Source organism: Paenibacillus sp. 19GGS1-52, assembly GCF_022369515.1.
In the GTDB taxonomy this organism is placed as follows: domain Bacteria; phylum Bacillota; class Bacilli; order Paenibacillales; family Paenibacillaceae; genus Paenibacillus_AQ.
Map to the genome: position 1 here is coordinate 445,718 of NZ_CP059724.1, position 24,952 is coordinate 470,669.

The 24,952-nt window shown below is 42.9% G+C and carries 19 protein-coding genes; 9 read left to right on the forward strand and 10 right to left on the reverse strand.

Features of this window, described 5'->3' with window-relative positions:
* Positions 1 to 136 precede the first annotated feature (136 nt).
* Positions 137 to 982, forward strand: a complete 846-nt coding sequence (gene ypfJ / locus H1230_RS02115) for a KPN_02809 family neutral zinc metallopeptidase (protein WP_239714014.1) — start codon at positions 137 to 139, stop codon at positions 980 to 982.
* A gap of 26 nt (positions 983 to 1,008) precedes the next feature.
* Here the strand turns inward: ypfJ and H1230_RS02120 are convergent, their stop codons facing one another.
* Together H1230_RS02120 and H1230_RS02125 are read right to left on the reverse strand one after the other, a co-directional pair.
* The gene (locus H1230_RS02120) at positions 1,009 to 1,896 is read right to left on the reverse strand and encodes a diacylglycerol/lipid kinase family protein (protein WP_239714015.1); all 888 of its coding nucleotides are present in this window, start codon (positions 1,894 to 1,896) and stop codon (positions 1,009 to 1,011) included.
* 98 nt (positions 1,897 to 1,994) lie between these two features.
* A complete protein-coding gene (locus tag H1230_RS02125) occupies positions 1,995 to 3,245 on the reverse strand; it encodes an FprA family A-type flavoprotein (RefSeq protein WP_239714016.1) in 1,251 nt (416 codons plus the stop codon).
* A 478-nt stretch (positions 3,246 to 3,723) separates the two neighbouring features.
* On the opposite strand from H1230_RS02125, the gene H1230_RS02130 reads away from it, so the two are divergent.
* Both H1230_RS02130 and H1230_RS02135 read left to right on the forward strand, forming a co-directional pair.
* Positions 3,724 to 4,404, forward strand: coding sequence for a MarR family winged helix-turn-helix transcriptional regulator (locus tag H1230_RS02130; protein ID WP_239714017.1), 681 nt, complete (start codon positions 3,724 to 3,726; stop codon positions 4,402 to 4,404).
* Between the two features lie 184 nt (positions 4,405 to 4,588).
* Positions 4,589 to 5,941: an MATE family efflux transporter gene (locus H1230_RS02135; protein ID WP_239717030.1), complete on the forward strand. Its 1,353-nt coding sequence runs from the start codon at positions 4,589 to 4,591 to the stop codon at positions 5,939 to 5,941.
* A gap of 110 nt (positions 5,942 to 6,051) precedes the next feature.
* Here H1230_RS02135 and H1230_RS02140 read toward each other — a convergent pair whose 3' ends face one another.
* Positions 6,052 to 6,396, reverse strand: coding sequence for a helix-turn-helix domain-containing protein (locus H1230_RS02140; protein ID WP_239714018.1), 345 nt, complete (start codon positions 6,394 to 6,396; stop codon positions 6,052 to 6,054).
* Positions 6,397 to 6,591: 195 nt separating this feature from the next.
* Here H1230_RS02140 and H1230_RS02145 point away from each other — a divergent pair, with 195 nt between their 5' ends.
* The 6 genes from H1230_RS02145 to H1230_RS02170 all read left to right on the forward strand — a co-directional run bounded on the left by H1230_RS02145 (position 6,592) and on the right by H1230_RS02170 (position 16,029).
* A complete protein-coding gene (locus H1230_RS02145) occupies positions 6,592 to 7,401 on the forward strand; it encodes a DNA-binding protein (RefSeq protein WP_239714019.1) in 810 nt (269 codons plus the stop codon).
* 205 nt (positions 7,402 to 7,606) lie between these two features.
* Complete coding sequence (locus H1230_RS02150; RefSeq protein ID WP_239714020.1) at positions 7,607 to 9,409, forward strand: sensor histidine kinase; 1,803 nt, start codon at positions 7,607 to 7,609, stop codon at positions 9,407 to 9,409.
* A complete protein-coding gene (locus H1230_RS02155; protein WP_239714021.1) occupies positions 9,406 to 10,515 on the forward strand; it encodes a response regulator in 1,110 nt (369 codons plus the stop codon). The genes H1230_RS02150 and H1230_RS02155 overlap by 4 nt, the downstream gene beginning before the upstream one ends.
* Before the next feature lie 160 nt (positions 10,516 to 10,675).
* Complete coding sequence (locus H1230_RS02160) at positions 10,676 to 12,007, forward strand: extracellular solute-binding protein (protein WP_239714022.1); 1,332 nt, start codon at positions 10,676 to 10,678, stop codon at positions 12,005 to 12,007.
* Between the two features lie 13 nt (positions 12,008 to 12,020).
* Positions 12,021 to 13,109, forward strand: coding sequence for an HD domain-containing phosphohydrolase (locus tag H1230_RS02165; protein ID WP_239714023.1), 1,089 nt, complete (start codon positions 12,021 to 12,023; stop codon positions 13,107 to 13,109).
* Between the two features lies 1 nt (position 13,110).
* A complete protein-coding gene (locus H1230_RS02170) occupies positions 13,111 to 16,029 on the forward strand; it encodes a response regulator (RefSeq protein WP_239714024.1) in 2,919 nt (972 codons plus the stop codon).
* On the opposite strand, the gene H1230_RS02175 is transcribed toward H1230_RS02170, so the two are convergent.
* The 7 genes from H1230_RS02175 to H1230_RS02205 form a co-directional block, all read right to left on the reverse strand.
* Positions 16,004 to 16,720: a hypothetical protein gene (locus tag H1230_RS02175; protein WP_239714025.1), complete on the reverse strand. Its 717-nt coding sequence runs from the start codon at positions 16,718 to 16,720 to the stop codon at positions 16,004 to 16,006. The genes H1230_RS02170 and H1230_RS02175 overlap by 26 nt on opposite strands.
* Before the next feature lie 174 nt (positions 16,721 to 16,894).
* Positions 16,895 to 17,512 (reverse strand): guanylate kinase, encoded by a 618-nt coding sequence (locus tag H1230_RS02180; protein WP_239714026.1) that lies wholly within the window; start codon positions 17,510 to 17,512, stop codon positions 16,895 to 16,897.
* 154 nt (positions 17,513 to 17,666) lie between these two features.
* The gene (locus tag H1230_RS02185) at positions 17,667 to 19,214 is read right to left on the reverse strand and encodes a putative bifunctional diguanylate cyclase/phosphodiesterase (RefSeq protein ID WP_239714027.1); all 1,548 of its coding nucleotides are present in this window, start codon (positions 19,212 to 19,214) and stop codon (positions 17,667 to 17,669) included.
* Positions 19,215 to 19,229: 15 nt separating this feature from the next.
* Entirely contained in the window at positions 19,230 to 19,625 is a 396-nt protein-coding gene (locus H1230_RS02190; protein ID WP_154119045.1) for a response regulator, read from the reverse strand.
* 22 nt (positions 19,626 to 19,647) lie between these two features.
* Complete coding sequence (locus H1230_RS02195; RefSeq protein WP_239714028.1) at positions 19,648 to 23,073, reverse strand: PAS domain-containing hybrid sensor histidine kinase/response regulator; 3,426 nt, start codon at positions 23,071 to 23,073, stop codon at positions 19,648 to 19,650.
* A 33-nt stretch (positions 23,074 to 23,106) separates the two neighbouring features.
* Positions 23,107 to 24,132, reverse strand: a complete 1,026-nt coding sequence (locus tag H1230_RS02200; RefSeq protein ID WP_239714029.1) for a protein-glutamate methylesterase/protein-glutamine glutaminase — start codon at positions 24,130 to 24,132, stop codon at positions 23,107 to 23,109.
* 4 nt (positions 24,133 to 24,136) lie between these two features.
* Positions 24,137 to 24,952, reverse strand: coding sequence for a CheR family methyltransferase (locus H1230_RS02205; protein WP_239714030.1), 816 nt, complete (start codon positions 24,950 to 24,952; stop codon positions 24,137 to 24,139).

Below are 24,952 nucleotides of genomic sequence, written 5' to 3' on the forward strand. Positions count from 1 at the left end.
TCATATAGTTGGACGAAGGAAAGACGAAATGGTTCTGTTCCAATTATTTACACCCATTTATTTCCCTATTATTTAGAGGTTATAAGTTCAATGCTTGTGGGTATAAGCTTATATACAAAATGGGGGAGGACAGCTTATGAAATGGAGAGGTAGAAGCGGTAGTTCGAATGTTGAGGATCGCAGAGGCATGGGTGGAGGGGGAAAACTGGTTGGCGGTGGAATTGGCGGCATAATCGTTGTCATTATTGTGACTTTGTTAAGTGGTGGCAGTCCAGGAGATATTCTGAATAACTTGACGAATACAGGGTCAGAAACGAGTGCGCCCTATGAGCAAACGGCTCAAGAAGAGGAGCTTACACAGTTCGTATCGGTTGTACTTAAGGATACTGAGGATATATGGAGTGATCTATTCAAGCAAAAAGGTTTAACTTACGAAGATCCAACGCTCGTGTTGTATACAGGCAGCGTCCAATCTGCTTGTGGAGAAGCAGGTGCATCGGTAGGGCCGTTCTATTGTCCAGGCGACCACAAGCTATACATTGACTTAAGCTTCTATGATGAGCTTCGTCAGGAGTTTCAGGCTCCAGGTGATTTTGCCATGGCATATGTGATTGCTCATGAAGTGGGCCACCATGTTCAAACACTGTTGGGCACCACTGAGAAGATTATGCCGCTTCGTGAACAGCTTAGTGAAACGGAGTTTAATAAATATCTGGTTGACTTTGAATTGCAGGCTGATTATCTGGCAGGCGTATGGGCCCATCATGCTCAGGGAATGGGCTTGCTTGAAGCGGGTGATATTGAGGAAGCTTTAACGGCAGCAAGCGCAGTCGGTGATGACAGCATCCAAAAAAAGGCTCAGGGGTATGTTGTACCCGAGAGCTTTACCCATGGAACTTCCGCGCAGAGGAAGCAATGGTTTAATAAAGGCTTCCAAACCGGAAATATAGAAGGTGGAGATACGTTTCAACAGGCAAGCTAGTGTGAGATGAGGGGAATTGGAGGAATTCAGTCCCCTTCAGGCACAATCACTTGGATATGACGAGGGATAGTACTGAGTTCAATGGGTAAAGGGGGCCCTTCTTCGCCATCTACATTTGTCTTAACAGGTTCTACTGAGTGTACACTTACATTTTGGGCAGTAAAGTAAACTACATCTTTATGATCCTTCAGATTGCCAAGCAATAAAGAGATGCCGATCGTAACGGTATTGAGTATGGTAAGATCTTTTATAATAAAACAATGAAGCAAACCATCGTCGACAGCAGCATCGGGTGCCAGTTTCTCAAATCCGCCCACCGAGTTCGTTAATGCGGCCAGAAAAAGTGGGGATTGTCCTTCCCATGTTTCCCCATCATGATGAATGACAAGGGGCTGGGCAGGATTACGGAGATCTTTAATTCCTTCTTTGAAGTAGGCTAGAGCACCAAATTTGGATTTGTCGTCTGAGGATACAGAAGACAGTGTTTCAGCGAGTGAACCTGTGGCAACGACATTGGCGAATAACCTGCCGTTTAGTCGGCCCATATCAACGTTCTTAACCCTGGTTGAAGTAAGTGTCTGAATCGCTTCTTCAGGATTCAGCGGAATTTGCAAGGCACGGGCAAAGTCATTGACTGTCCCCAAAGGAACTACACCAAGTTTTGGGCGATGGTCTTGATCGATGAGTCCGTTAATGGTCTCGTGGAGTGTGCCGTCCCCGCCAATGGATACGACCAGGTCATAACTATCCTCGCATGCAGTTATACAAAAATGAGTGGCATCCCCTTCTTTAGTTGTCTCATTGACCGTAACACTATATCCTGCATCATCTAAAAGTTCTTCTACATTTCTGACATGCTCTAGCGCATCTTCTTTGCCGGAGACGGGGTTAATGATGATCATGGCTTGCTTCATACACATATTCCTCTCTATTGGGATTGCTGGTCACTTCTAACCTTTTACCCCAAAAGAATAGTTTTGAAATTTTCTATGCATGATTTATGTTACTTCCGTTATATAGCGTTACGATTCGTGAAAAAGGGTTGTGCTGCAGATATACCGGTGCTAATCGAGGCATATATATCCTCCACCAGTTGGTCGAGCTGTGGCATTTGCTCCTGCTTCATCGCGGATTTAATCTCTAGCGGTTCTCCAATAAATTCGATTTTTCTCATATCGCTTATGATTTCGGTCATCTCTTTAACGGAAGCGTTCGCCCAAGTATAGTTTCCGACCAATGATACTTTGCGGTTCTGGAGGTTCAAGGCGGCCATCTCCTGGAGCAGAGCTTGCATTCCGTGGTAGAGACTCATGTTGTAGGTGGGTGAACCAAAGATTAAATGACTGAATTTCCAGGCATCCGAAATAATGTACGAAGAATGCGTCTTGGACACATCATACATACGAATATCTTGCACCCCTTTGGCAGATAGCTTGGAGGCGATCATGTTCATCACGTTCTCTGTGTTGCCGTACATAGAAGCATAGGCCAGCACAACGCCTTGTTTCTCCGGCTGATAGCTGCTCCACAGATTATACTTTCCGAGAATATAGGATAGATTCTCCCGCCAGACTGGTCCATGCAGCGGGCAGATCATATTAATCTCAAGCTGCGCCAGCTTGCTCAGAACCTTCTGTACCTGTGAGCCATATTTACCGACGATATTGGCATAATAACGCCGACTCTCCTCAAGAAAGACCCCTTCGAAATCAGTCTGATCGCAAAAGATATTGCCCGAGAGGGAACCAAAACAGCCAAAAGCATCTGCGGAGAACAGTATCTTGTTTGTCGTTTCATAAGTGAACATTACCTCCGGCCAATGGACGAAAGGCGTCAAATAGAAACGTAAGGTCCGGGTGCCAAGGGAAAGCTCATCTCCTTCTTGTACAATATAATAGTTTTCCGGTTTGCTGAAGGTATAGAACTGTTCCATGAACTGAAACGTTTTTTTGTTGCCGACAATCTTTAGATCCGGATAGCGCTTCAGCAGTTCTTCAATATTGGCGCAATGATCCGGCTCCATATGATTGACCACCAAATAATCCAAGGCTCTTCCCTGCAGGACATGTTCAACGTTCTCTAGGAATTGGGCGGTGATGGCGGAATCAACGGTATCCATCAGTGCGGTTTGCTCGTCTAAGATTAAATACGAATTATACGCGATGCCCTTTGGTAGTGGAAACATATTTTCGAACCGTTCCAGCCGCTTGTCGCTACCCCCAACCCAAACAATTGCGGGTGCTATCTCTTGTACACAGTACATCGGTATTCCCTCCATGGTAATAATTTTTTCAACAATATATCAGCATATGATGGCAAATAAATTGACATAAATCATAAGCCCTTATGCTCTAAGAGCGTAGAAACGATATCTGCGTTAGGTAATATTACATACACTTAGCCATTAAAAGGTGGATATAAGATGATTAAGTATCATTCTGCTGTTTTATGGTCTTTTTGAACCTGGAATTGCAGGTTTTCTAAACATATTTGACAATCTGATGAAGTGGCGAAATACGTTAATTTCTTTGGCGTTGACTCTATACTTAAGCTGTTTATTGCCGTTTGCATCCTGATATGTAACCGGATCAAGCACGGTAATTTTATGCAGCAGATCACCTGCGGAAATATATTAACGGTACCTGCAAAAAAACTTTGACAAGTCTAACAGGTACCGTTATAATATGAATCAACAGGTACAGTAAGGAAATTTAATTAAACAAATTTAAGGAGGATTCACGATGAACATGAATACTGAATTGTACGAAAAACTCGCGAAACTACAATGGTTGTTGCAGAGACAACACTTGAAAAACCACGCCGCTGTTGGCCCTATGGCCGACACGTCACGCGGGCAAGGTAGGATACTGGCGTTTCTCCGGATGAAAGATGGTATCAGCACAAAAGATTTATCCTATATGCTGGACATCCGTGTATCATCCCTTAATGAATTGCTGGCAAAAATGGAGAAAGCCGAATATATCACCCGTAAACCCTCAGAAACAGACAAACGCATCATGTTGATCTACCTGACGCAAAAAGGACAAGAGGAAGAGGGACAAGAGATAGACAGTGGTAACATATTTTCTCGCCTATCGCCAGAAGAGCAGGCAACTTTCGGGGAATACCTGGTCCGCGTCATTACGACTTTAGAGGAAGAACTCGGAACGGACGCAGAACGTGACGTAATGGCTCTCTGGATGGAGGCCGCAAAGGAGCGTATAGGTACAGAGGAATTTGAAAAACTAATGTCCATGCGTGGAAAAATGAACAGAATGTGGGGAAATTTGGGGGACGAACGCTTTAGCGGAAGGTTCCCTGGGTTTGGCGGGGAAGGCCGCGGGATGCACGAATTCGGCGGACCTTCCAGAGAGGGAAGAAATTCTTCCTCGGATAACTCATATGACCCAGACGATAAGTAAGTTGAACATTTAGCTAAGCATATCCTAGCCTCCAGAAACTGAAGATCATTCGAATCTTGCACACTAAACCCGCAATGTCATCGTTACGGGTTAGTTTGTGCTGCGGCGCGAAATCCCTATTATGTTTATAGTTAGAATTCTAAGTAATTTGAAGACAAAATAAATGAAGAAAGTGGTGACCCATATGGATGCAGAAAACCTCCATTACTTTGAAAAAGCACCGATCGCAAAAGCCGTAGCTCACTTCGCTGTACCGATGATGCTTGGCATGTCAATGAGTGTCATATATTCCATCTTGAATGCCTTTTTTCTTGGCACACTGGGCAATACTGCTATGTTAACCGCACTCGCGCTAACCTTGCCGTTATTCGCGGTCATTATGGCGCTAGGCAACTTGATTGGCATCGGTAGTGGTACATTCATTTCCCGTTTGCTGGGAGAGAAAAAGTATGATGACGTAAAACATGTGTCTTCATTCGCCGTTTACAGCAGTTTAGTTCTCGGTCTTATCGTGATGGCTGTCGGCCTCCCGTTGATTGATCCAATTGTTCATGGCCTGGGAGCGACACCTGACTCCTTCGGCTTCACAAAGGACTATGTCACGATTATGATTATGGGTTCACCATTCATCGTATTATTCTTCACGCTGGAGAATATCGTGCGCTCGGAGGGTGCGGCCATGACGTCGATGATCGGTATGATTCTCAGTGTTGTCGTGAATATTATCCTCGATGCGCTAGTCATCTTCGTCTTCCATTGGGGCGTGATTGGCGTTGCGTCTGCTACGGTCATTTCTAACTTGGTTGCAAGTGCATTCTACGCCTTTCATATAGGATATAAGAGCCAATTCTTAACCGTTTCCATTAAATGGTTCAAGGCTAACAAGGACATTCTCAGCAATGTATTCAAAATCGGACTTCCTGTTTTTGTTATGAGCCTCTTCATGGGTGCAATGTCGCTCATCTTCAACCGTTTTCTGGTCGAATATGGGGAGCAGGCCGTAGCGGCCTTCGGAATTTCATCCCGTTTATTGCAATTTCCCGAGGTTATTCTGATGGGCTTAAGCGAGGGAGTTGTGCCGTTGATTGCTTTCTCTTTTACAGCGAATAAATTACGCACGAAGCATACCATTGCATTCACGATCAAAGCGATTGTGGCTTTAGCAGTCGTGTTCGGCGTCATTGTCTTTCTGATTTCCGATCACTTAATTGGTTTATTTACGAATGATCCGCAATTAATTGAAATGGGTAGCTACATTCTACATGTGACGTTCTTATCCTTGTTCATTACAGGAATGACCGCGTTGTTTACGGGGATCTTCCAAGCAACAGCACAAGGAACCGCCGCGTTTATTATGTCAGTTATTCAAGGAATTACGCTGATTCCAGTGTTGTATATTGCCAATCGAATGAACGGCTTTCACGGGGTGGTCTGGTCGCTGGTCATTTCGGATGCTGTCACGTTCCTTGTTGGTGCCATCATGCTGTATGCTCTGCGGACTAAATTGCAGCCGGATTTGGAAAATTTAGTACAGTAGAAATCATATAACATGCAAGAAAGCAGGATAAGGGCGTTCCCCGATCCTGTATTTTTTTGGAAAAAAAGCCCTAACCAATGTCGGTCAGGGCTTTATCCTTTTGATTTTACTTATTCGAATGATCTCCGTACCTCTTTGTTAATCCGTTTCAATGAATCAATCTGCTCCACAGTCAACTCGCTAATAGTGGCCGCATATTCATCAATTGCTTTACGTTGGGCAGCCTCAATTTCATCCAGATTATTCTGATTATAGAATAGTTCTGAAGGCTGGATTTTGAGTGCGGTAATAATCTTCTGCAGTGTATCTATAGAAAAGTTCCGTTCCCCTCGTTCCAATGATCCAACATAGGCATCATCCAAGTTCGAGAGCTCCGCTAGTTGTTGTTGAGTTAATCCCTTTGCCTTACGTATGGCTCGAATTCTGTCTCCAACTGAATTTCTTAAATCCATCATGCTAGTCACCTCTCCTAAAGGTTAGGAGAGTATGGGTAGAAATGGCAGGGTCATAGAGACGGTAAAATATATTAATAGTACTGCATATAAGTAGTGTGTTAAGCTCATTGTACTACTTCTCTAGTGGAAGTAAAGTAAAAGGGACATATTGGAAGGTTATAGAGTCGGGCTTGACGATAAAGGAGGAAACAGCACTTGCGTAGTTCCATTCTAAAGTCACTGAAGCCGGATATTATGGTTGAAATGTTAGAAAACGCTTTTTTATTAGAAAATTGGGATAAAATACTGAATACTTCGGACATTCTTTTCAGTTACGCACAATGCATCTATGAAGAGCGTCAGGATCTCAAGTCAAAGGGTTTGCCTTTGCCTCTTGCAGTAGAGACGCTGCATCCGTTGGTGTATTATTACGGGTTCAGTCATCTCATGTGTGGGTTCGCTCATCAGAAGCAGGGCCACTATGATCAAGCAAGAGAATACATAATAAAATATGCGGATTTGGGCTGGTTCGACGATTTAGGTGAGGAAGGACTCCAACTGGTTGAGGAATTCCGGTTCCTAGCGAAGACTAATTTATATACATTGGATATTCTAGCGGGCAAGACAGATCAGTTAGAGGAATATGTGCTCTTTCTGCAAGATTATCCAGAGGAATTATTGCCGGGTCAGGATACGGTATTACAAGCGGTGCTTCGATATGATATGAATTTGTATGAGCTTCTGCATGCGTTCGCACAACAGTTTACAGAGTTTGGGGAGTCCAATGACGGGGCTAATATCTCGTATTACTACAACTATTGTTATTACTTAGCTGTATATCATAAGCGGGCCGGGCGACACGCAGAGGCACTGGAATGCATTTTGCAGTGTATTATATTAGCCCATAAGTCTCACAATAACGGCGATTTCAGAAACTGTATGGCATTGTTCCAATCCTTACGAGATAGGGCTACAGAGGTACAGATTAGGCAATATCAGGAGGTGCTGACCGCTTCTTTGGAATAGGTAGATAAGTGCTGCAATTTGTCGCAAGCTCGTTCCCCCTTGTTAAGAGGCTGGAGCGGGCTTTTTTTGAAAATATGGCCAAGTAGAAGCACCCTAATATTTAATTCGAATTATCCCTATCTGGAACGTATGTTTTTCAATGGGTTTCTGATAACATAGGAGGCACAGAATGATCGTATATTTCCTAACTAGGAGTCAACCATCTATGAACTATAATCTGTATTTATCGGCACTACTGATGGCTGCTACCTGTTGTTCTCTGATGTTGGTTTATCTATGTTGGAAAAGAAGAAATTTACCGATAGCCATAAGCTATGGCTTAGGCTTATTAACGGGCTCTTTTTACACTTTTGGTTATGCCTTTGAAATTACTAGTACTACCCTAGAGCAAATACGGTTCTGGCTGCGCATTGAATATATCGGTATTCCCTTCGGTACTGTGCTGTGGTTTATTATGGTTCTGCAGTATACGGGGCGGCAATCATGGGTGCGTCCAAGGTACGTTGCCCTTCTGATGGTTGTTCCCATCCTAACCTTTATTTCTCATAACACAAATGAATGGCATCACTTATTCTACAAGAGTATGACGATCAATACTTCAGAAGGATTCCCATTGGTCACCTTGATTAAGGGGCCTTTATATGAACTTCACGTTATATATTCCTATAGCTTTTTTATAGTGGGAATGGTTTTTTTGATTCAGATGTTCCGCAGAGCAGCCCCCCGTATGAAGAAACAAGTAGCCCTTATGATCATAGGCTCTTGGGGACCCTTTGGCTTTACGCTTGTTTATTTAAGTAGATTGATCTATATGCCCCTTGATTTATCTCCATTCGGGTTCTTGTTCTCTGGTATTTTTTTCATGTGGGGAATCTATCAATTTAATATGCTGAGGTTGGCACCTTTAGCTTTGCAAAATGTGTTTGAATCGATGAAAGATGCGGTCATTGTGTTTGATCTGGATAATAGACTAATCAGTTTCAATAAGGCAGCCAATTGGGTGATTGGAGGTTTACATAAAAAAATACTTGGACAGCCGGCTGCTCAAGTCTTGCTCCATTATCCATTATTACTGGAAATCATTATGAAAGATCCATCCTCGGAGAGCAGGGTCCAAATCACAGGTCAGAGTGATGGACAATTTTATAATATCCATATGTCCTATGTGAGTGGTAACAACCCCAATCCGGTCGGCAAATTACTTCTGTTAAGCAATGTAACGGAAACAGTGCGTGTAGAGGAAAGACTCCACGATAATGCCAGACAGCTGGGTGAATTGAATACGTTCAAGGACAGGATGTTTAGTGTAGTCGCCCATGATATTCGCGATCCCATAGCGGTTCTGGTCAATCTGATGGAATTACTTGAGGAGGAAATTCAGGCCTCAGGTGAGGACCATGAGGAGATCGTTCGCGAGATGAGGCAGCAGATTCAGAATACATTTTCTTTGGTAGAAGGCTTGCTGGATTGGTTTCGGAGTCAAACAGGGGGTATGATTTTTAATCCAGTGGAAAGGGATTTGGCCCATACAGTTCAAACCAATTTGAGTTTAGTGCGCCTCCGTGGTGAGAACAAGAATATCAACATCCTATCCGAAATACCTAAGGGTACCTATGTTTATGCCGATAAAGAAATGCTTGAGTTGATTATCCGCAATCTACTATCCAATGCCATTAAATTTACGGACTACGGTGGAACCATCCGCTTAAAGGCAGAGCAGAAAGATCGTCAAATGGTTATCTCGGTAAGTGATACAGGAGAAGGAATACCATTAGAACAAGCCCATTCTTTGCTGCAGGATGATTATCCAGTTTCTTCAGTAGGAACAGCGGGAGAGCGGGGCATCGGGCTGGGACTTATCTTATGCAGAGAATTTGTTCACATAAATGGGGGAGAGATTTGGTTTGACAGTATACCAGCACAAGGCAGCACCTTTTACTTCTCTATCCCTACTGCAGCTAAAGCTTCAACTAGACGAGCAGCCAGCATGGAAGGTGAAGTGAGATGAAGGTTATCCTTATTGATGATGAGAAGGCGATGCATTTAATTATGAAGCGGATGCTTGCCAAGATTACCGAGGTTGAAATTGTGGGTAGTTTTCAAGAAGTGGCAACCGCCTTTTCCTACTTGGAGAATCATGAGGTCGATTTGATATTTGCTGATATCAGTATGCCAAGGGAAAATGGTCTGGAGTTTGCTGAACGGTTACGGGCAAGCGGCAGACACACCAAGCTGGTTTTTATAACCTCCCATAAGGAACATGCGCTATATGCCTTTGATGTGCAAGCTTTCGACTATATTTTGAAGCCTGTTGTGCAAGAGAGATTACACCACACGGTCCAAAGAGCACTTGCTGCGAAGCAGCCCCCCGACTTAAATGAAGTTAAGTTTAACTGCTTGGGCGGGATTGATATTCAAAGCACGCAGGGTGTGCGGGTCAAGTGGAAATCAAGTAAAAGTGCTGAGCTTTTTGCATATTTATTAATAAATAAAGGTAGACTTGTATCCAGAGCAAGGCTGATTGAGGATATATTTGGCAACATGTTGCCAAAGAATGCCGAAATGTATTTAAATACGACGGTCTATCAGCTGCGTAAGGTTTTGGAGACTTTTGGACTGAAGGAGAATTTGCACTCCGACAGCAATCATTATGCGCTCAGTCTTAAAGATGTACATGTGGACCTCCTCAGCTTTGAAGAGGGCTGTAGACAGATGGCGGTAATAGATGAGAGTAATATCGAACAGGCGATAGGGATCGAACAGCTCTACACGGGCGAATTATTTGGTGAGCGCGCCTTCGCCTGGGCGTGGAATGAGGCTGAACGTATTGCCTCGCTGTATAATTCTTTTACCCGGCGATTATGCGTCGCCTTGTTATCAAGAGGGGAGACGCAAGTAGTTATCCGGCTGTTGCGTAAACTCATGGCACACAATGAGCTGGATGAAGAACCCTTCATGCTGCTTATGGAAGCGTTGGCGCTACAGGACAACAAAGAAGATTTAACCCAGCAATACGAGAAGTTTGTGGAAACTCTGCATAAAGAAATTGGAATAGCCCCCTCACCTATAGCGGTCTCCTTATATGAACAGCTGTTGTCAGGACTGGATAAATAATGGGGACTGGCCTTTATGTCGATATATGACAATAAAGGCCAGTCTTTTATTTGTTTTCTGGTATCTATCACAATAGTCTGAAAGCGAATCTCAATTTATAATGGAGGGGAGTTGTCACTTTTTATCGAATAAATCCAACTAATTCTTGAGGAGCTTGCCAATGCCCAGATTTCCTCTAACACTTATCGTTTGTTTATTGATAGGGAGTATGCCGTTATTAATAGCAGGATGTGAGCACAGCAGTACTGAGGTCAATAATCTACAAGTGGGCTCAATACAGGAAGCTCCCAAGAAAGATTCCTTAGTCTTTCGTATTACTTGGAAGACGTACTCTGGACGAGGAGAGGCTATTCGTAAAATTGTGCAAGCCTATAATGACCAAAACACAAGTCAATATGAGGTCATTATGGTCGATGGTGATGAGGACAGAGATGTTATTGAAGACTTATTAGATCGTAAGAATCAGGATCAGGTTGATGTGTATGTTTTGCCTTATCGCTATATTAAATATTTTGGACAGCAAGGTAAGCTATTGAATTTAACGCAAGAATTTGCGCAAGAAAAGGACTTATTCTACGAAGAATTATGGAATCTAAGCATGGTGGATAAGCAAGTGTATGGCATTCCATGGTTAGGTCATAGTATGGGGTTAATCTATAATCAGGATCTATTAGAGCGAAGTGGTGTTGATCCGAAGCAAATTAATAGTCTTGAGAATCTAGTGAGTGCTTTGGAACGCGTGGAGAGTAATACAACAGCCAAGGGGATTGGACTTGTTGGTGCCAATCATCATGATATTACTTGGATGGTCAATCAGTTTATATATGGATTTGGTTCGAGTCTTGTGAATTCGGAAGGCTCTCAGGTCACGATCAATAATCAACAATCAAAGGCTGCCTTGGAATTCTATAAGAATGTGTTGGGGAAGCATGCTCAGGCAAATTGGACGAATGATAGCGGAATCGAGGTTATGGATCAGTTTCGGGAAGGGAAAGTAGCTTTTGAGATTCAGGGTATCTGGGGAGTAACGGATATTTGGAAGAATGGGAACCCCTTTGAGGTTGGGGTTATTCCGCTGAAGAACGTATCTTTAAAAGCTGAAGTTGGACCCATGATGGTAGCCGTGTCTCCTCAGGTGGACGAGAAGAAGAATGCGGCTATTCAATTTATGAAGTACTTAATTTCAGTAGAAGGGCAGGAAAAAGTGCTGGACGGGGAATATAGCATTGAGCATGATACCTATTATCCCTTCAGAACTCCGGTTAGAAAGGATCTAGTACATAGTCGACTGTTTGAGAACAATCCGGTATTTTCAACTTTTCTAGAGGGCTTTAATGATCCTAGTATTGATGTGCCTGTACCCAAGTGGGAGGCGATCAAAAAGGATTTGTATGAAGAAGGCTTGCACCAAGTGATGACGGGTGAACTAAAGATTGATGAATTCCTTCAACAGATGGAGACCAAAGGGAACCAGATATTACTAGAACCTTAGGGGGACTGTGTCAGTGGATACAACAATATTAATTGTGGACGATTCCAAGTCAGATGTAGCTTTAATCAAAATTATGCTGCATGATTATCAGCTGTTATATGCTGCCAATGGGTATGAAGCCATGCAGATGATTGATCATGATCCTTCTATTGAACTAATCGTACTGGATTTGAACATGCCTGTGATGAATGGTTTTGAAGTATTGAATGCTCTGAAACAACCACAATATTCGAAGATTGTCCCCATTATCCTGACTAATCACGATGAGATCGAGAATGAAGTGAAGGGCTTAGCATTAGGTGCAATGGATTTCATACGAAAGCCCTTGAACATGGAAGCCTTGAGAAAACGGATTGAAATCCAGCTTGCCTTAAGAAATTCAAGAGTTATGATGGAGGATTACAATCTGCGCTTGCAGAATGAGGTTGAGATTCGAACCAAAGAGCTTGTCCTAAGCCGAGATATCTCGATTAATGTATTGGTTGGATTATTGGAAGTGAGAAACTTAGAAAGCAGTAATCATACAATAAGAACTCAATACATGGTGAGAAAACTGTGCGAACACTTAAAGCTAAAGGCAGATTATTATGATATTTTCACAGACGAATATATTCAAGAGCTGTTCAGAACAACACCTCTGCATGATATTGGGAAAGTGGGCATACCTGATCATATTCTTTTGAAACCTGGAAAGTTAACTCCTGAGGAATTTGAAATTATGAAAAAACATGTAGACTATGGCGTGGACGCCCTGATGTATAATCTCAAGGGGAATAACGCTCCCAGCTTTATCCGCACAGCTCTTGAAATTATTGGGACACATCATGAAAGATATGATGGTACGGGTTATCCGCATGGACTAAAAGGAGAAGAGATTCCGCTATGTGGCCGCCTGGTCGCTATTGTTGATGTCTACGATGCCTTGGTGCACCCGAGAGTGTATAAGGCAGCATTTTCGCATGAAAAAGCTTTAGAGATTATTAATCAGGAACGTGGTCGTCACTTCGATCCCAACATTGTTGATGCCTTTATGGAAATTCATAACGAAATGCTGAAAATCACTCAAGAATTCGAGCAAACCCCAGAAATTGAGGTTGAATAGGGTGAAAATAACTAAAATCATACTAATTACTTGTTGTTTTCTATTCTTGTTTCCGGCACTGACCCTTCACGGTAGTGCAGCAAAGGTGAATTTATCAGCGGAAGAGAAACAATTTATTGCAGAACATCCAATTATTCATTTAGGTGTGGACCCGCAGTTTGTTCCTTTTGAGTTTATCGATTCAGACGGGACTTATAAGGGAATTGTCCATGATTATATTGAATTAATTAGAGCGAGAACAGGCCTGAACCTGGCCGTTGTGCCTAATTTGACGTGGTCGCAGGCTTATGAAAAGGCTGTTGAGCGAGAAATTGATGTGCTGCCGAGTGTTTCCAAAACAGTGGATCGAGAAAACTACTTTTCATTCTCCATACCTTACTATACCTTCCAAAGGGTAATTATTACTAAAGACGACAACGATGCCATCCAGTCTTTCAACGATTTAAGTAAACAGAGGATAGCCGTACAAGAAAGCAGCTCCCATGATACCTATTTAAAAAGTATTGGTCATACAGAGTTGAGTTTGTACTCTACGGTGGGAGAAGCTTTAGAGGCGGTATCCAATGGTACTGAACAAGCATTCATCGGAAACTTGGCTACAACAGCCTATTTGATCAGGGAGAATGGAATCACCGATCTGAAGGTAGTTAAAATGAATGATCCAGGAGATCAATCGCTTTATTTTGCCGTAAGAAAGGATTGGCCAGAGCTAGTGAGCATTATCAATAAGGGGCTTGCTAGTATTACGTCTGAAGAAAAAATTCAAATCAATAATCAGTGGATCGGAATTGAGAATAAGGTCGATTATAGCAAGTTGATCCAGGTAGTGGTTGTTGCTATTGCCTTTGTGCTGATCGTATTTTGTGTTTCTTGGTATTGGATTAGGAGGTTAAGAAAAGAAATTCGGGAGCGAAAACGGATTCAAGAGGATCTGGTTCTGGCAAAAGAAGAAGCCGAGATTGCCAACAATATTAAATCGAGTTTCTTGGCTCGCATGTCTCATGAAATCAGAACCCCTTTAAACGGGATTACGGGCATGACTTATCTAATGAAAAAAACGGATATTTCTGTCACCCAAAAGTTGTATATGGACAAAATAAGTCATGCCTCCAAAAGTATGGAGGGTATAATTAATGATATTTTGGATTTTGCGAAGATTGAAGCGGATAAAATTGAAATTGAAAGAATTTCCTTTAATTTGGATACCGTTCTTCAGAAGGTGATAAATATCGTTTCCTTCAAGATTGAAGAGCAAGGGATCGACTTTTTTATCGATAAGGATACTGAACTACCGTCTATTTTTTTCGGTGACCCTAAGCGAATTGAACAAATTCTAATCAATATAATTAACAATGCGGTAAAGTTCACTCCAACGGGTCAGGTTTCATTGACGATAAGACTGGTAGCTAAACACTCTGATTTATTTCATATCGAGTTTACCGTTAAAGATACGGGTATTGGAATAGCAGAGGAGCAGATCAAGTATCTATTTGAGCCCTTTAATCAAGCTGATATCTCTATTAATAGACGGTTTGGGGGTACAGGACTAGGTTTGTCTATTGTAAAGAGCCTGCTGGATCGGATGAAGGGCGAAATTAAAGTCTATAGCGCACTTGATGAGGGTTCAACCTTTGTCATTCAGTTAGCATTTGAGGTGGATCGAGAACAAGAATATATAGAGAAGCAGAAAAATAGCTCGCTCTTTATTCAGAAAATAAGAGTGGTCGTGTTAGAGAAAAATCAAACCTATACTCATCTTATGCGACAATATTTAAACTCATTTGGAATCATTTCAGAGTTTACCTTGTCCGAGAAAAAGGTGTTTGAGCTGCTTCAGAGCACAACGGATCATGAAGCCAAACCCTATGATTTAATCATAGTAGATTATGATACCCCTATGTTCAAAGGGATTGAATTTATACAGAAGATTAACCAAGATCCAACCATTCTCATAAAGCCAAAGTTTATATTAATGTTTCCACTGGCTAGGGAGGATCTATTCGATAAATTAGCGGAATTTTCGATTGACCTCGGCATAACCAAGCCGATTATTCCTTCTGTTCTTTATAATGGTATTTTAGAAATATTTAAGGATAAAATCATGGATGAGCATGAATTTACAATTATAGAAGAACAAGCGCAAGTCCTGAAAGCGAAGCCCAATCATCATATTTTGGTTGTGGAAGACAACAAAACAAATCAATTTATTGCCCAATCGATCTTGGAGCAAGCGGGGTTTAATGTATATTTAGCCGATGATGGCAAAGAGGGATTCGAATTTTTTGTAGAGCATGCCGATAAGATCGATTTAATCTTAATGGATTTACATATGCCGGTCCTGGACGGGTATGAGGCGACACGATTAATTCGAAGAGAGAATCAGACTCTTCCTATCATTGCCATGACAGCGGATGCGATAACAGGGGTGGAAGAGAAGTGCAGAATAGCGGGCATAACCGGCTTTGTGAGTAAACCCTTTGAACCGGATCTTTTAGTAGCAAGATTGAAGGAGATTCTAGGCACTTTACCCAACAATGCAGAAAAAGGTGGAGAGGAAACAGTGGACAAACCGATATTGGATGTAGCTTATGGAATGATTCTGGTGGGTCATAGAGAGGAATTATATAGATCAGTATTACGTACCTATATAAATGAGAATGAACATGTCGCTACTCAATTACAGGAAAGCTTACAAGTTAAAGACTATTCACAAGCTAAACAAATCGTTCATAAGATCATGGGCAGCTCTGGAAATATTGGCGCAAAAAAAATGTATGAAGTGGCTTCCGCATTACAAAAAGCTATTGTGGAGCAAAGTGAAAGCGAAATCCAGTATCTGCACCCTTTATTTAATAGTGCATTGAGCGAATTATTACAAGAGATGGATGGGTATATTAGGGCGTCCATTGATCGTGAATAATGCCTACGAGAGCATGATCCTCGCCGATTTTCTCAAAGACAAGGCGTAGACTGCGCCAGTCCATGCCTTCATTAAGCGGATCAATACCATCGATATGGTATTCAACGAAATCGTAGCTGTCCTCTGGATACACTTCATTCAAGTTATTGATTGTCGTGCCTTGTCCGAGTCCCTTATTTAACGCGATCTTGGCATCCTGGAAAAAGTCAGCATCGTAGACGAATTGTTTATAATATTGTGCAAAGGTCATCTCGATTAAATCACCCGAGCCCGCAAACGTTCGCCATACACGCTTCGTAGAATCCGCCATTAACCCTTCAAGCTCTTCCCGTGTAAACACGAGGTCAGTCAACGTGTCAACGTAAGCATAGGGAGAGAAGCGGACTCCTTTCTGCGGATGTGCCCAAGCTGCGAGCGTCTTCATATTGCCATCCTTAATCGCCCTCATGACCGTAGTGGCTGCTTCCAGCGCTGTAGGGGGCATTCCTTCTTCTATAGGCTGTTCAGTCGAGCCTGGTGTTTGGGCAACAACCGCTGTTGGTTCAGATGTGGCTATTTCTTGTGTCTGGCTTGGTGTTTGGCTTGGTGTTTGTTGCGGCTTTGTTGCCGCATTGGGCGCTCTATTACAGGCCGTGAGCAGGAATATTACGGAGATCAGGATGATCCATCTCTTATTTTTTGTGGTGTACATAGGCACGCTCCTTTCTTATACTTTCACCTTTTCAGACGTACATTAAACATGAAATGTTGCAAGGTCCAACCTTCCATGGCCTGAAGGGAAATAGCACAAAGCCCGCCTCAGACTAACCTGAGAACGGGCTTTCATATCCTATGGAAATGAAAGCCAGGCATGCTCTGCCCTCCTTCATAACTTGTCTTGTAGAAATTCTTTGATCTTCTCTATTGTAGCTGCCGGTTCAATATTTTGCAGCAGATACTCCGACTCTTTTTTATAGATCACTTGTTCCGTATAATTATGCAGATATTCTTCTACAAGCTCGTCCGGAGCTTCTTCCCGCTCGAGTCGAAGCCGAATATCGTCTTTGGTGACGTACAGGAAGATCCGAATGGCCTTATTTCCATAATGCTTCCGAAAGGCTTGCGCTCCTTCTCGGTTTACAACAACAATGGCTGATGGAGACAGTTCCTCCTCCGAAATTCCATAGTTGCCCCGCTCCAAATGTACAGTCTGGAAGAATACGTGCTTCTCCGCCATACTCTGAAATTGGTCCGTGGAGATGAAATGATAATGTACTCCGTCTTGTTCGTGGGGCCGAATGGCACGGGTTGTGTACGGAAGAATGTAGGGAATCCCCAGATCCGCACTTAGTTTTTTAGCCATCCCTTTGCGGCCCGAGCCGCTCGTTCCGGTAATCACGATCACCTTGAGTTTTGTAGCTTCGTTGTGTTCTGTTTCGAAGACCGCGTTATCCGGCTCCTGTTTGATCGCTAATGTTTTGGATGATTTTAGCCAGTTCCACATCGCTTCTCCCGTACGCTTGTCAGGAAGATTCCTGCCGTACGGGACTCACCTCCTCTACAAGCTAGCTTCTTACTAATTCGACAGGAATCAACAAAATCCCTGCGCAGCGAAGGAAGTAAGGTGAACAATGGGTAGGAGGTCTATCTAAGGGATTTTAGGCTAGTTGGTACGTTTTCGTATCCTCCCAGCTGTTCAATAATTGCTCCAAATTCTCAGCCGCTATCGGCTTGCTGAACAAATAGCCCTGAATTTTATCACAGCCCTGCTCCTGCAAATACTCCAGCTGTTCCTTAGATTCCACACCCTCGGCAATTACGGTCATATTCATTCGCTTGCCAATCATAATAATCTGCTCCACTAGTGTTGCTTGATTGTCTTTTGCGGGAATCGAATCAATAAAGGACTTGTCTATTTTTAAAGTGGAGATTGGCAAATGGGTCAGATAGCTAAGTGAAGAATAACCAGTTCCGAAATCGTCCAGCGCAATCTTAATGTTGTGATCTCTAAGTTGATTCAATTTAGTACTGACATGACTATAGGATTCGACTAATATCGTTTCTGTTATTTCCAATTCAAGGTGCTCAGGCGCAAGATCGAAGAGTTGCAGCGTATCCATGACCAGTGTATTAAAATCAGATTGCAGTAGCTGCAGCATCGAAATATTAACGGACATAGTTAAGTGCTCGAAGCCCTGTTCATGAAGATGTTTCAGAAACTTGCAGGCTTCGACGAGAACCCAGGTTCCCAACGGGATAATCAAATGGGAAGCTTCAGCGACTTTGATGAATTTGAGTGGAGGGATGTACCCCAAATCCGGGCAATTCCAGCGTAAGAGAGCTTCCAGACCCGTCACTTGGTTGGATTCCAAATCTACCTGAGGCTGATAAAAGAGCTCGAACTCATCCTGTTCCATGGCTGCATATAAGCGATGTTCAATCTCCATCCTTTCGGAGAAGGACTCTTTCAAATGATAATCAAAGACAACAAAGCTATCTTTTCCGGCTTCTTTCGCTTTGTACATTGCAATATCTGCACGTTTAACTAACTCCATAATCTCTCTTCCGTGATGTGGATAAATGCTGATTCCAATACTGATGCTAATATGTAGTAGACTGTTGTCTATCTCAATGACCTCTTTAAATCCGGCAAGAACTTGGCCGGCAAACCTGTCTATATCTGTTCTATCCTTCAGGGGACGCATGAGAATAATAAATTCATCGCCACCAAAGCGATATAGCACACCCGCTTGTCCCACGATGGAGAGCAGTCGTTCACTGGTCTTCACAATTAGACGGTCACCAAAGCTATGCCCCATCGTATCGTTGATATATTTAAAGTTATCAATATCAATTAGCATTAAGATCGCATTATGGCTTGAATCCGCAAGTGTTGTTTCAACCTCAGTTGCATAGAGAGCCCGCTTATTAGGTAGTTCTGTCAGAACATCGTGATAGGTCAAGTGCTGCAGCTTGTCCTCCATTTTCTTAACACGCTTGAGAGAGCGCAGCGAAAGAACAAAGATGAGGAGGGCTGTAATGAGCACAAAGGACCCTCCTTTAAACATACTAATGTTAGTAATTACTTTTATATCAGCTGAATATGCGCCTAAACCTTTATCGCTGAGTAAGATCCATAACCAGCCAGCAGTTAAATAAACAGCGGAAATTTTGCAGGCTCCCCAAAGTGGCTTAGAGGAAAACATGAGTATTCCTCCTTCTTATTTGAGTAACCCTAGCTCATGTAGAACAAGAATGAACTTATCTGTATTAATAGGTTTGGCAGCGTAAGCTTCGCATCCATATTCAAAGGATTGCTTAACATTATCTGCTTCTGCTAAGGCCGTGGTCATGATAACTTTGAGGCGATTCTCCGGACTGAATCCTTTTTGTGTCTCATAATCACGAATTACCTTAAGTACCTTCACACCATCTACCCGTGGCATCATAATATCCAGACACAATAGATCATAAGGGGCATTATCTTTCAGGGATAACAGGTACGCATCCAGCGCTTCCAAGCCATCCACAACAGTATCCACTTCCCCATAGGGGGCGAGGAACTTACTTAAAAATTTACGACTAACCAAATCATCTTCTGCAATTAGAATCTTCATCAATCCATCATTCCTTCTTGGTCTAATGATAATACCGAGCATACTCCAGCTGAGCTTGACTAACAAACCCTAATACCTCATCTATTTTCCCTCGTCGGGCCGCTAATTCAATCCGGAAAAAGGTTGCTTTAAGCTCTTCGTTTCCTAACAGAATACACTGATTTTTGATGCAATGAGCCAAATCTTCTATTTGGGTTAACTCAGGGGCCTGTACAATCAGCTCCAGTTCCTCGATACAGCGCTGTAATTCAAGAAGTGCTTCACCATCATTCATCATTTTGGGCGACAGATTTGCTTCGGCTAGGATTAACTCTCCGTCAGCAGAGATCTTTATGGTGGGGCCGGTCCATTTTTCCAGAGATAGCTGCAATTCTTCCATGCGAATCGGTTTGGGAATATAATCATCCATCCCTGCGGATAAGCATTTTTCACGGTCGCCATGTAATGCATAGGCGGTTATGGCGATAATCGGAGTATGGTGAACAGGGCCCTCCGATTGTCTTATCTTGCGAGTCACTTCAATACCATCCATAAGTGGCATTTGGACATCCATAAGGATTAAATCATAGTTCTTGTGTTCTAGATGCTTCAAGACTTCTATCCCATTCTCTGCGATTTCAACTTGATAGTTAAGGGATTTTAGCATTCGTGTTAAGACCAGCCGGTTTACAGGATCATCCTCGGCAACCAGAATAGATAATGAGTTGTGCGGAACGGTTAAGGCGGGCAACCTCGGCTGTTCAACAACAACGGAGAGAGCTGATTTGAACTGTATTGTAAAGAGAAAAGCACTGCCCTGCCCCTTAACACTTTCCACCCAAATGTGCCCGCCCATATTCTCGACAAGCTGCTTGGAGATAGCCAGGCCTAACCCTGTGCCACCATACCTTCTAGTTATAGAACTATCGACCTGACTGAATGTCTTGAACAGCTCTGTTTGTTCATGCTCAGCAATGCCGATACCTGTATCGGTTACTATAAACAACAGCGTTAATGAATCGCCCTGTACTTCCTGGCATTTTACGGAAAGAGAAATACGGCCATTATCCGTAAACTTAATCGCATTGTTCAGCAGATTATTCAGTACTTGCTGCAAGCGGTTTGGGTCCCCGTTCACAAAGGTGGGCACCTCAGAAGAAAAGGTATAATCAAAATTCAACCGTTTGGCGTGGGCCGTAGGAGAAAGCGACTTGATAATCTTTTCGATTAACTCTCTAAGTGAGAAATTGATCTGGTCGATTCGCATTTTACCTACTTCCAGCTTTGAATAATCGAGCACATCATTAATTAATACAAGGAGAGCGTTGGCACAAGACTTTGCCGCATGCAGATTCTCTGCTTGTTCATCATTTATCGGGGTAAGGAGAGTGAGATCGATCATCCCGATCATTCCATTTAGAGGTGTGCGGATTTCGTGACTCATGTTAGCCAAAAACTCACTTTTGGCCTTATTGGCCCGTTCGGCTTCATCACGAGTTACTTTCAACTCGTTTTCAACTTTTGTTCTCTCTGTAGTATCTCTCACCATGGAGAGCAGAACCTTTTTGCCCATGAGATTAAAGCAATGCACATTAATCTCAACAGGGATTTCCCTACCTGACTTAGTGACGTGTGCGGAATCATAGGTGAAATGAGCACCTACCTTCAAGGTGTCTCTCATATTTTTTAGCTTATCACGGTAGGACCCACTATTGATATCATAAGGAGACATGCCAATAAGCTCTTCTCTGGAATAACCAAGCCATAAACAAGCTACTTCATTTACATCAATAAAATGGCTGAATTTTGGGCTAGCCTCGATAATCTCATGCAGGAATATAGCCTCTGTGGAGTTATTGAAGAGCTGACGATATTTCTCTTCGCTATCCCGCAGAGCTACCTCGGAATGCTTACGCTCTGTGATATCCCGAATGATGCTCATAATGACTCGCCGACCACCTATGGTAGTGCCTGTTGAGCTCACTTCGACTGGAAACGAGCTGCCATCTTTTTTATGATGGATGGTCTCGTAAAATGCACTTTCCTGCTCTGCCATATTTAACTGGTCTATAATAATCGATTCATCAATACGCAGCTGAAATGCAGTGAGCTCTAGAAATTCCTGTCGGCTATACCCATATTTATGAGTGGCAGCCTCGTTAACATCTAATATTTGTCCTTTGGAATCCACAAAAAGTATCGTATCATGCGCCTCTTCAGACAATATTCTATACTTATCCAATAACTCCTCGGCCTGTTTCCGCTCAGTGATATCGAATACAGCTCCAATGAACCCGAGGAATACTCCATCCATATCATAGAATGGACTACCTGCATCTAAAACCCAACGATATTCGCCATCGTAACGGAGAAGGCGATGCTCATTTTCAAAGGATTGACGTTGTTCAAAGGCTTGCAGATAGGTATTTAAACTGGTGGACCGATCATCCGGATGAATCAGCTCTGCCCAACCAAAGCCAAGCTCCGTGCGTGGTTTGCGGCCTGTGAACTGACTCCATCTTTTATTGATATAATCATATTTCTTGTCTAAGCCTGATCTCCAGACCAGCGTGGGGAATTTCTCGAACATACTCAAGTAATAATCTTTGGCTTGAATCAGTTGTTCTTCTGTCTTTCGCTGTAGAGTAATATCATCCAGGATGACCAGCACCTGCTTCTCCTTCGGGGAGGCCATCGGTACGATGCTGATCTTATACCAATAGTGTTGAGCAATCCCATTCTCTAGCTGAGTATAGGGGATGACGAGATTTAGCCGGGATAAGCCTGTTTGCATGACCTGCCGGATACTTTTATTCAAATCGCAGTTGCCACAGGCAGTTGCCCTGCCACATTCGCTCTCAAAGCTATGGATACAACCCAGATGATCACCAATTCTCATCTTATTAGCCTCACTTAAGGGATTCCGCTTAACAAAATGTTTTGCGGCTGCATTCGCTTGCTTGAGGTTAAGGCTTCCATCTACCAAAATCATCCCAATAGGTGCAGATTCGAAATAAGCCTGGAAATTATTGCGCTCCAAAAGCAATTGATCTTCCATTTTCTTAATGGTTGTAATATCACGGAATACGACCACAGCTCCGGTTACTTGCTCATCAGAGGTCTTAATGAGGGCACAGCTTGCGGATACGTACATTCTTTTCTCTAGCTTATTGATTAGCATGGAATGTTTATGTAGCCCTTTGAAGGGTTCGTTCTGTTGAATTAGTACAATAGGAGAGATGCACGGTTCTTCGGTGAGCCCATTGATAAGCGGGAAGACATGATCAAAAAGGGCTCCAACAGCCTCTAGCATACTCCAACCCGTTAATTGTTCAGCGACAGGGTTCATATAGTTAATACAACCCGCTAAGTCAGTAGTAATGACTCCATCGCCAATACATGCTAATACAGCGGTAATTTGATCTATATTTAATGTGGATGTCGGTAGATCCGTAAGGTTGTTATCCATTATTATCACCATACTTCTGCATCAGATTAATTATCATTGCTGAACCAGCTTGTTAATGAGCTGGGGAATTTGCTGTAATGGAGCTTGTCGTTCTACAGCTCCAACATCGAAAGCAGCCTTAGGCATGCCATAAACAATGGAGGAATGAGCGTCTTGTCCAATCGTTCTTGCACCCTTGCGTCTCATCATCAATAGGCCCTTTGCGCCATCGTATCCCATACCTGTGAGAATGATGCCGATGGCTTTATTTCCTGCTGCTTTAGCTACGGAATCAAATAATACATCCACTGAAGGGCAATGTCCCGTGATTCTTTCCCCTTCATAGATCTCCACTTTGAAGAGATCTCCTATTCTATGGATTCGCATTTGCTGGTCTCCAGGAGCGATTAAGACAGTTCCAGGCAATACATAATCTCCTGTCTGCGCTTCTTTGACAGAAACCTTGCATAGCTGGTTTAAGCGGTCGGCGAACATTCGGGAGAACCCTGAGGGGATGTGCTGTACAATAACTACTCCAGGCACGGTAACCGGAAGGGTTGTTAGAATACTGCTAATGGCTTCAATTCCTCCAGTAGATGCCCCAATGGCAATGATCCGAATAGAAGAAGGAGTCCCTACCCCTGGTTCTATAGGCTTTATGGTACCTTGCTGCCGTCGTATTTCCTCGAGATGAATGCTTGAGGCTACGATTATCTTTTGAATCAGGTCATCGAAGAAAATATTCGCACTACCTGCTACCAAGTTTGAGGGTTTGGCTACAAAATCAACAGCTCCTGCCTTCAAGGCATCGAACACACTATGACTCATCGTACTAATCATAATGATGGGTATAGGATATTGCGGAAGCAATCTGCGTATGAATTCCAATCCATTCATCTTAGGCATCTCGACATCACAGGTCATCACATCGGGCTCGAAAGCTAATATTTTGTCACGTGCGTCAAAAGCGTCTGCAGCGGTTGCGACCACTTCAATACTTAGATGATTCGATAGCCCTTTTCTTAGCCATTCACGAAAGAGGAGAGAATCGTCTACGATCAGTACTTTTATTTTCTTCATCTACCTATTCCTTTCGATAAACAGCAGGCATCACATATTTAAACGGACTAGTTTCCCGGTTAATAGATTCGGAATGCCCGATGAAGAGATAACCCCCGCTTTCTAAGGATTGGTAGAGTTTCTGCAGCAGCGCTCTTTTGGTTTCCGAATCGAAATAAATCATCACATTTCTACAAAAGATCATATGGAACTTGCGCTTGAAAGGGTAGTGAGTTTCCATCAGATTAAATTTCCGGAAGATGATCTCTTTGCGGATTGAGTCAGTAAACGTAAAATTCCCATTTTCAATCTTCCTAAGATATTGGCTCCTCCAAAGCGCTGGGAGGGGAAGGATCTGATCATGAGTATACTCCGCAGTATTGGCTACTTCCAACACCCGATTTGAAAGGTCAGTAGCAAGAATTTGCTTATCCCAGCTTAGACTCTCATTCTGAAAAAAGTCACTCAGCAGCATAGCCAGCGTATAGGGTTCCTCACCAGTGGAACAGCCAGCACACCATATGCGCAAATCGCTCTCCATCAGCGTGTGTGAAAGCTGAGGAAGAAGGATATCTTTTAAGAATGAAAAATGTGCTGTTTCACGCATGAAATAAGTGTGGTTTGTCGTAATTTTATTTATTAAAGCATTGACTGTGATTCCTGTTCGATCTTCCAACAGCAAATCGATATACTCTCCAAACGATTTCACATGCATGTTAGCTAGCTCATTTTGCAGCCTGCCAACCACAAGGGAACGCTTCTCTTCACTTAGATAGATGCCGAAATGCGTATAAATATACGAACTGAGACGGCTGAACTCTTGATTACTTATAGGGATCAC

Excerpts from the sequence above, each read along its gene's own strand:
- H1230_RS02175 (WP_239714025.1), bottom strand. The coding sequence starts at position 16,720 with ATGTACACCACAAAAAATAAGAGATGGATCATCCTGATCTCCGTAATA.
- H1230_RS02130 (WP_239714017.1), top strand. The coding sequence starts at position 3,724 with ATGAACATGAATACTGAATTGTACGAAAAACTCGCGAAACTACAATGG.
- H1230_RS02185 (WP_239714027.1), bottom strand. The coding sequence starts at position 19,214 with ATGTTTTCCTCTAAGCCACTTTGGGGAGCCTGCAAAATTTCCGCTGTT.
- H1230_RS02195 (WP_239714028.1), bottom strand. The coding sequence starts at position 23,073 with ATGGATAACAACCTTACGGATCTACCGACATCCACATTAAATATAGAT.
- H1230_RS02155 (WP_239714021.1), top strand. The coding sequence starts at position 9,406 with ATGAAGGTTATCCTTATTGATGATGAGAAGGCGATGCATTTAATTATG.
- H1230_RS02135 (WP_239717030.1), top strand. The coding sequence starts at position 4,589 with ATGGATGCAGAAAACCTCCATTACTTTGAAAAAGCACCGATCGCAAAA.
- H1230_RS02190 (WP_154119045.1), bottom strand. The coding sequence starts at position 19,625 with ATGAAGATTCTAATTGCAGAAGATGATTTGGTTAGTCGTAAATTTTTA.
- H1230_RS02140 (WP_239714018.1), bottom strand. The coding sequence starts at position 6,396 with ATGATGGATTTAAGAAATTCAGTTGGAGACAGAATTCGAGCCATACGT.
- H1230_RS02180 (WP_239714026.1), bottom strand. The coding sequence starts at position 17,512 with ATGTGGAACTGGCTAAAATCATCCAAAACATTAGCGATCAAACAGGAG.
- ypfJ (WP_239714014.1), top strand. The coding sequence starts at position 137 with ATGAAATGGAGAGGTAGAAGCGGTAGTTCGAATGTTGAGGATCGCAGA.
- H1230_RS02160 (WP_239714022.1), top strand. The coding sequence starts at position 10,676 with ATGCCCAGATTTCCTCTAACACTTATCGTTTGTTTATTGATAGGGAGT.
- H1230_RS02150 (WP_239714020.1), top strand. The coding sequence starts at position 7,607 with ATGAACTATAATCTGTATTTATCGGCACTACTGATGGCTGCTACCTGT.
- H1230_RS02120 (WP_239714015.1), bottom strand. The coding sequence starts at position 1,896 with ATGAAGCAAGCCATGATCATCATTAACCCCGTCTCCGGCAAAGAAGAT.
- H1230_RS02200 (WP_239714029.1), bottom strand. The coding sequence starts at position 24,132 with ATGAAGAAAATAAAAGTACTGATCGTAGACGATTCTCTCCTCTTTCGT.
- H1230_RS02125 (WP_239714016.1), bottom strand. The coding sequence starts at position 3,245 with ATGTACTGTGTACAAGAGATAGCACCCGCAATTGTTTGGGTTGGGGGT.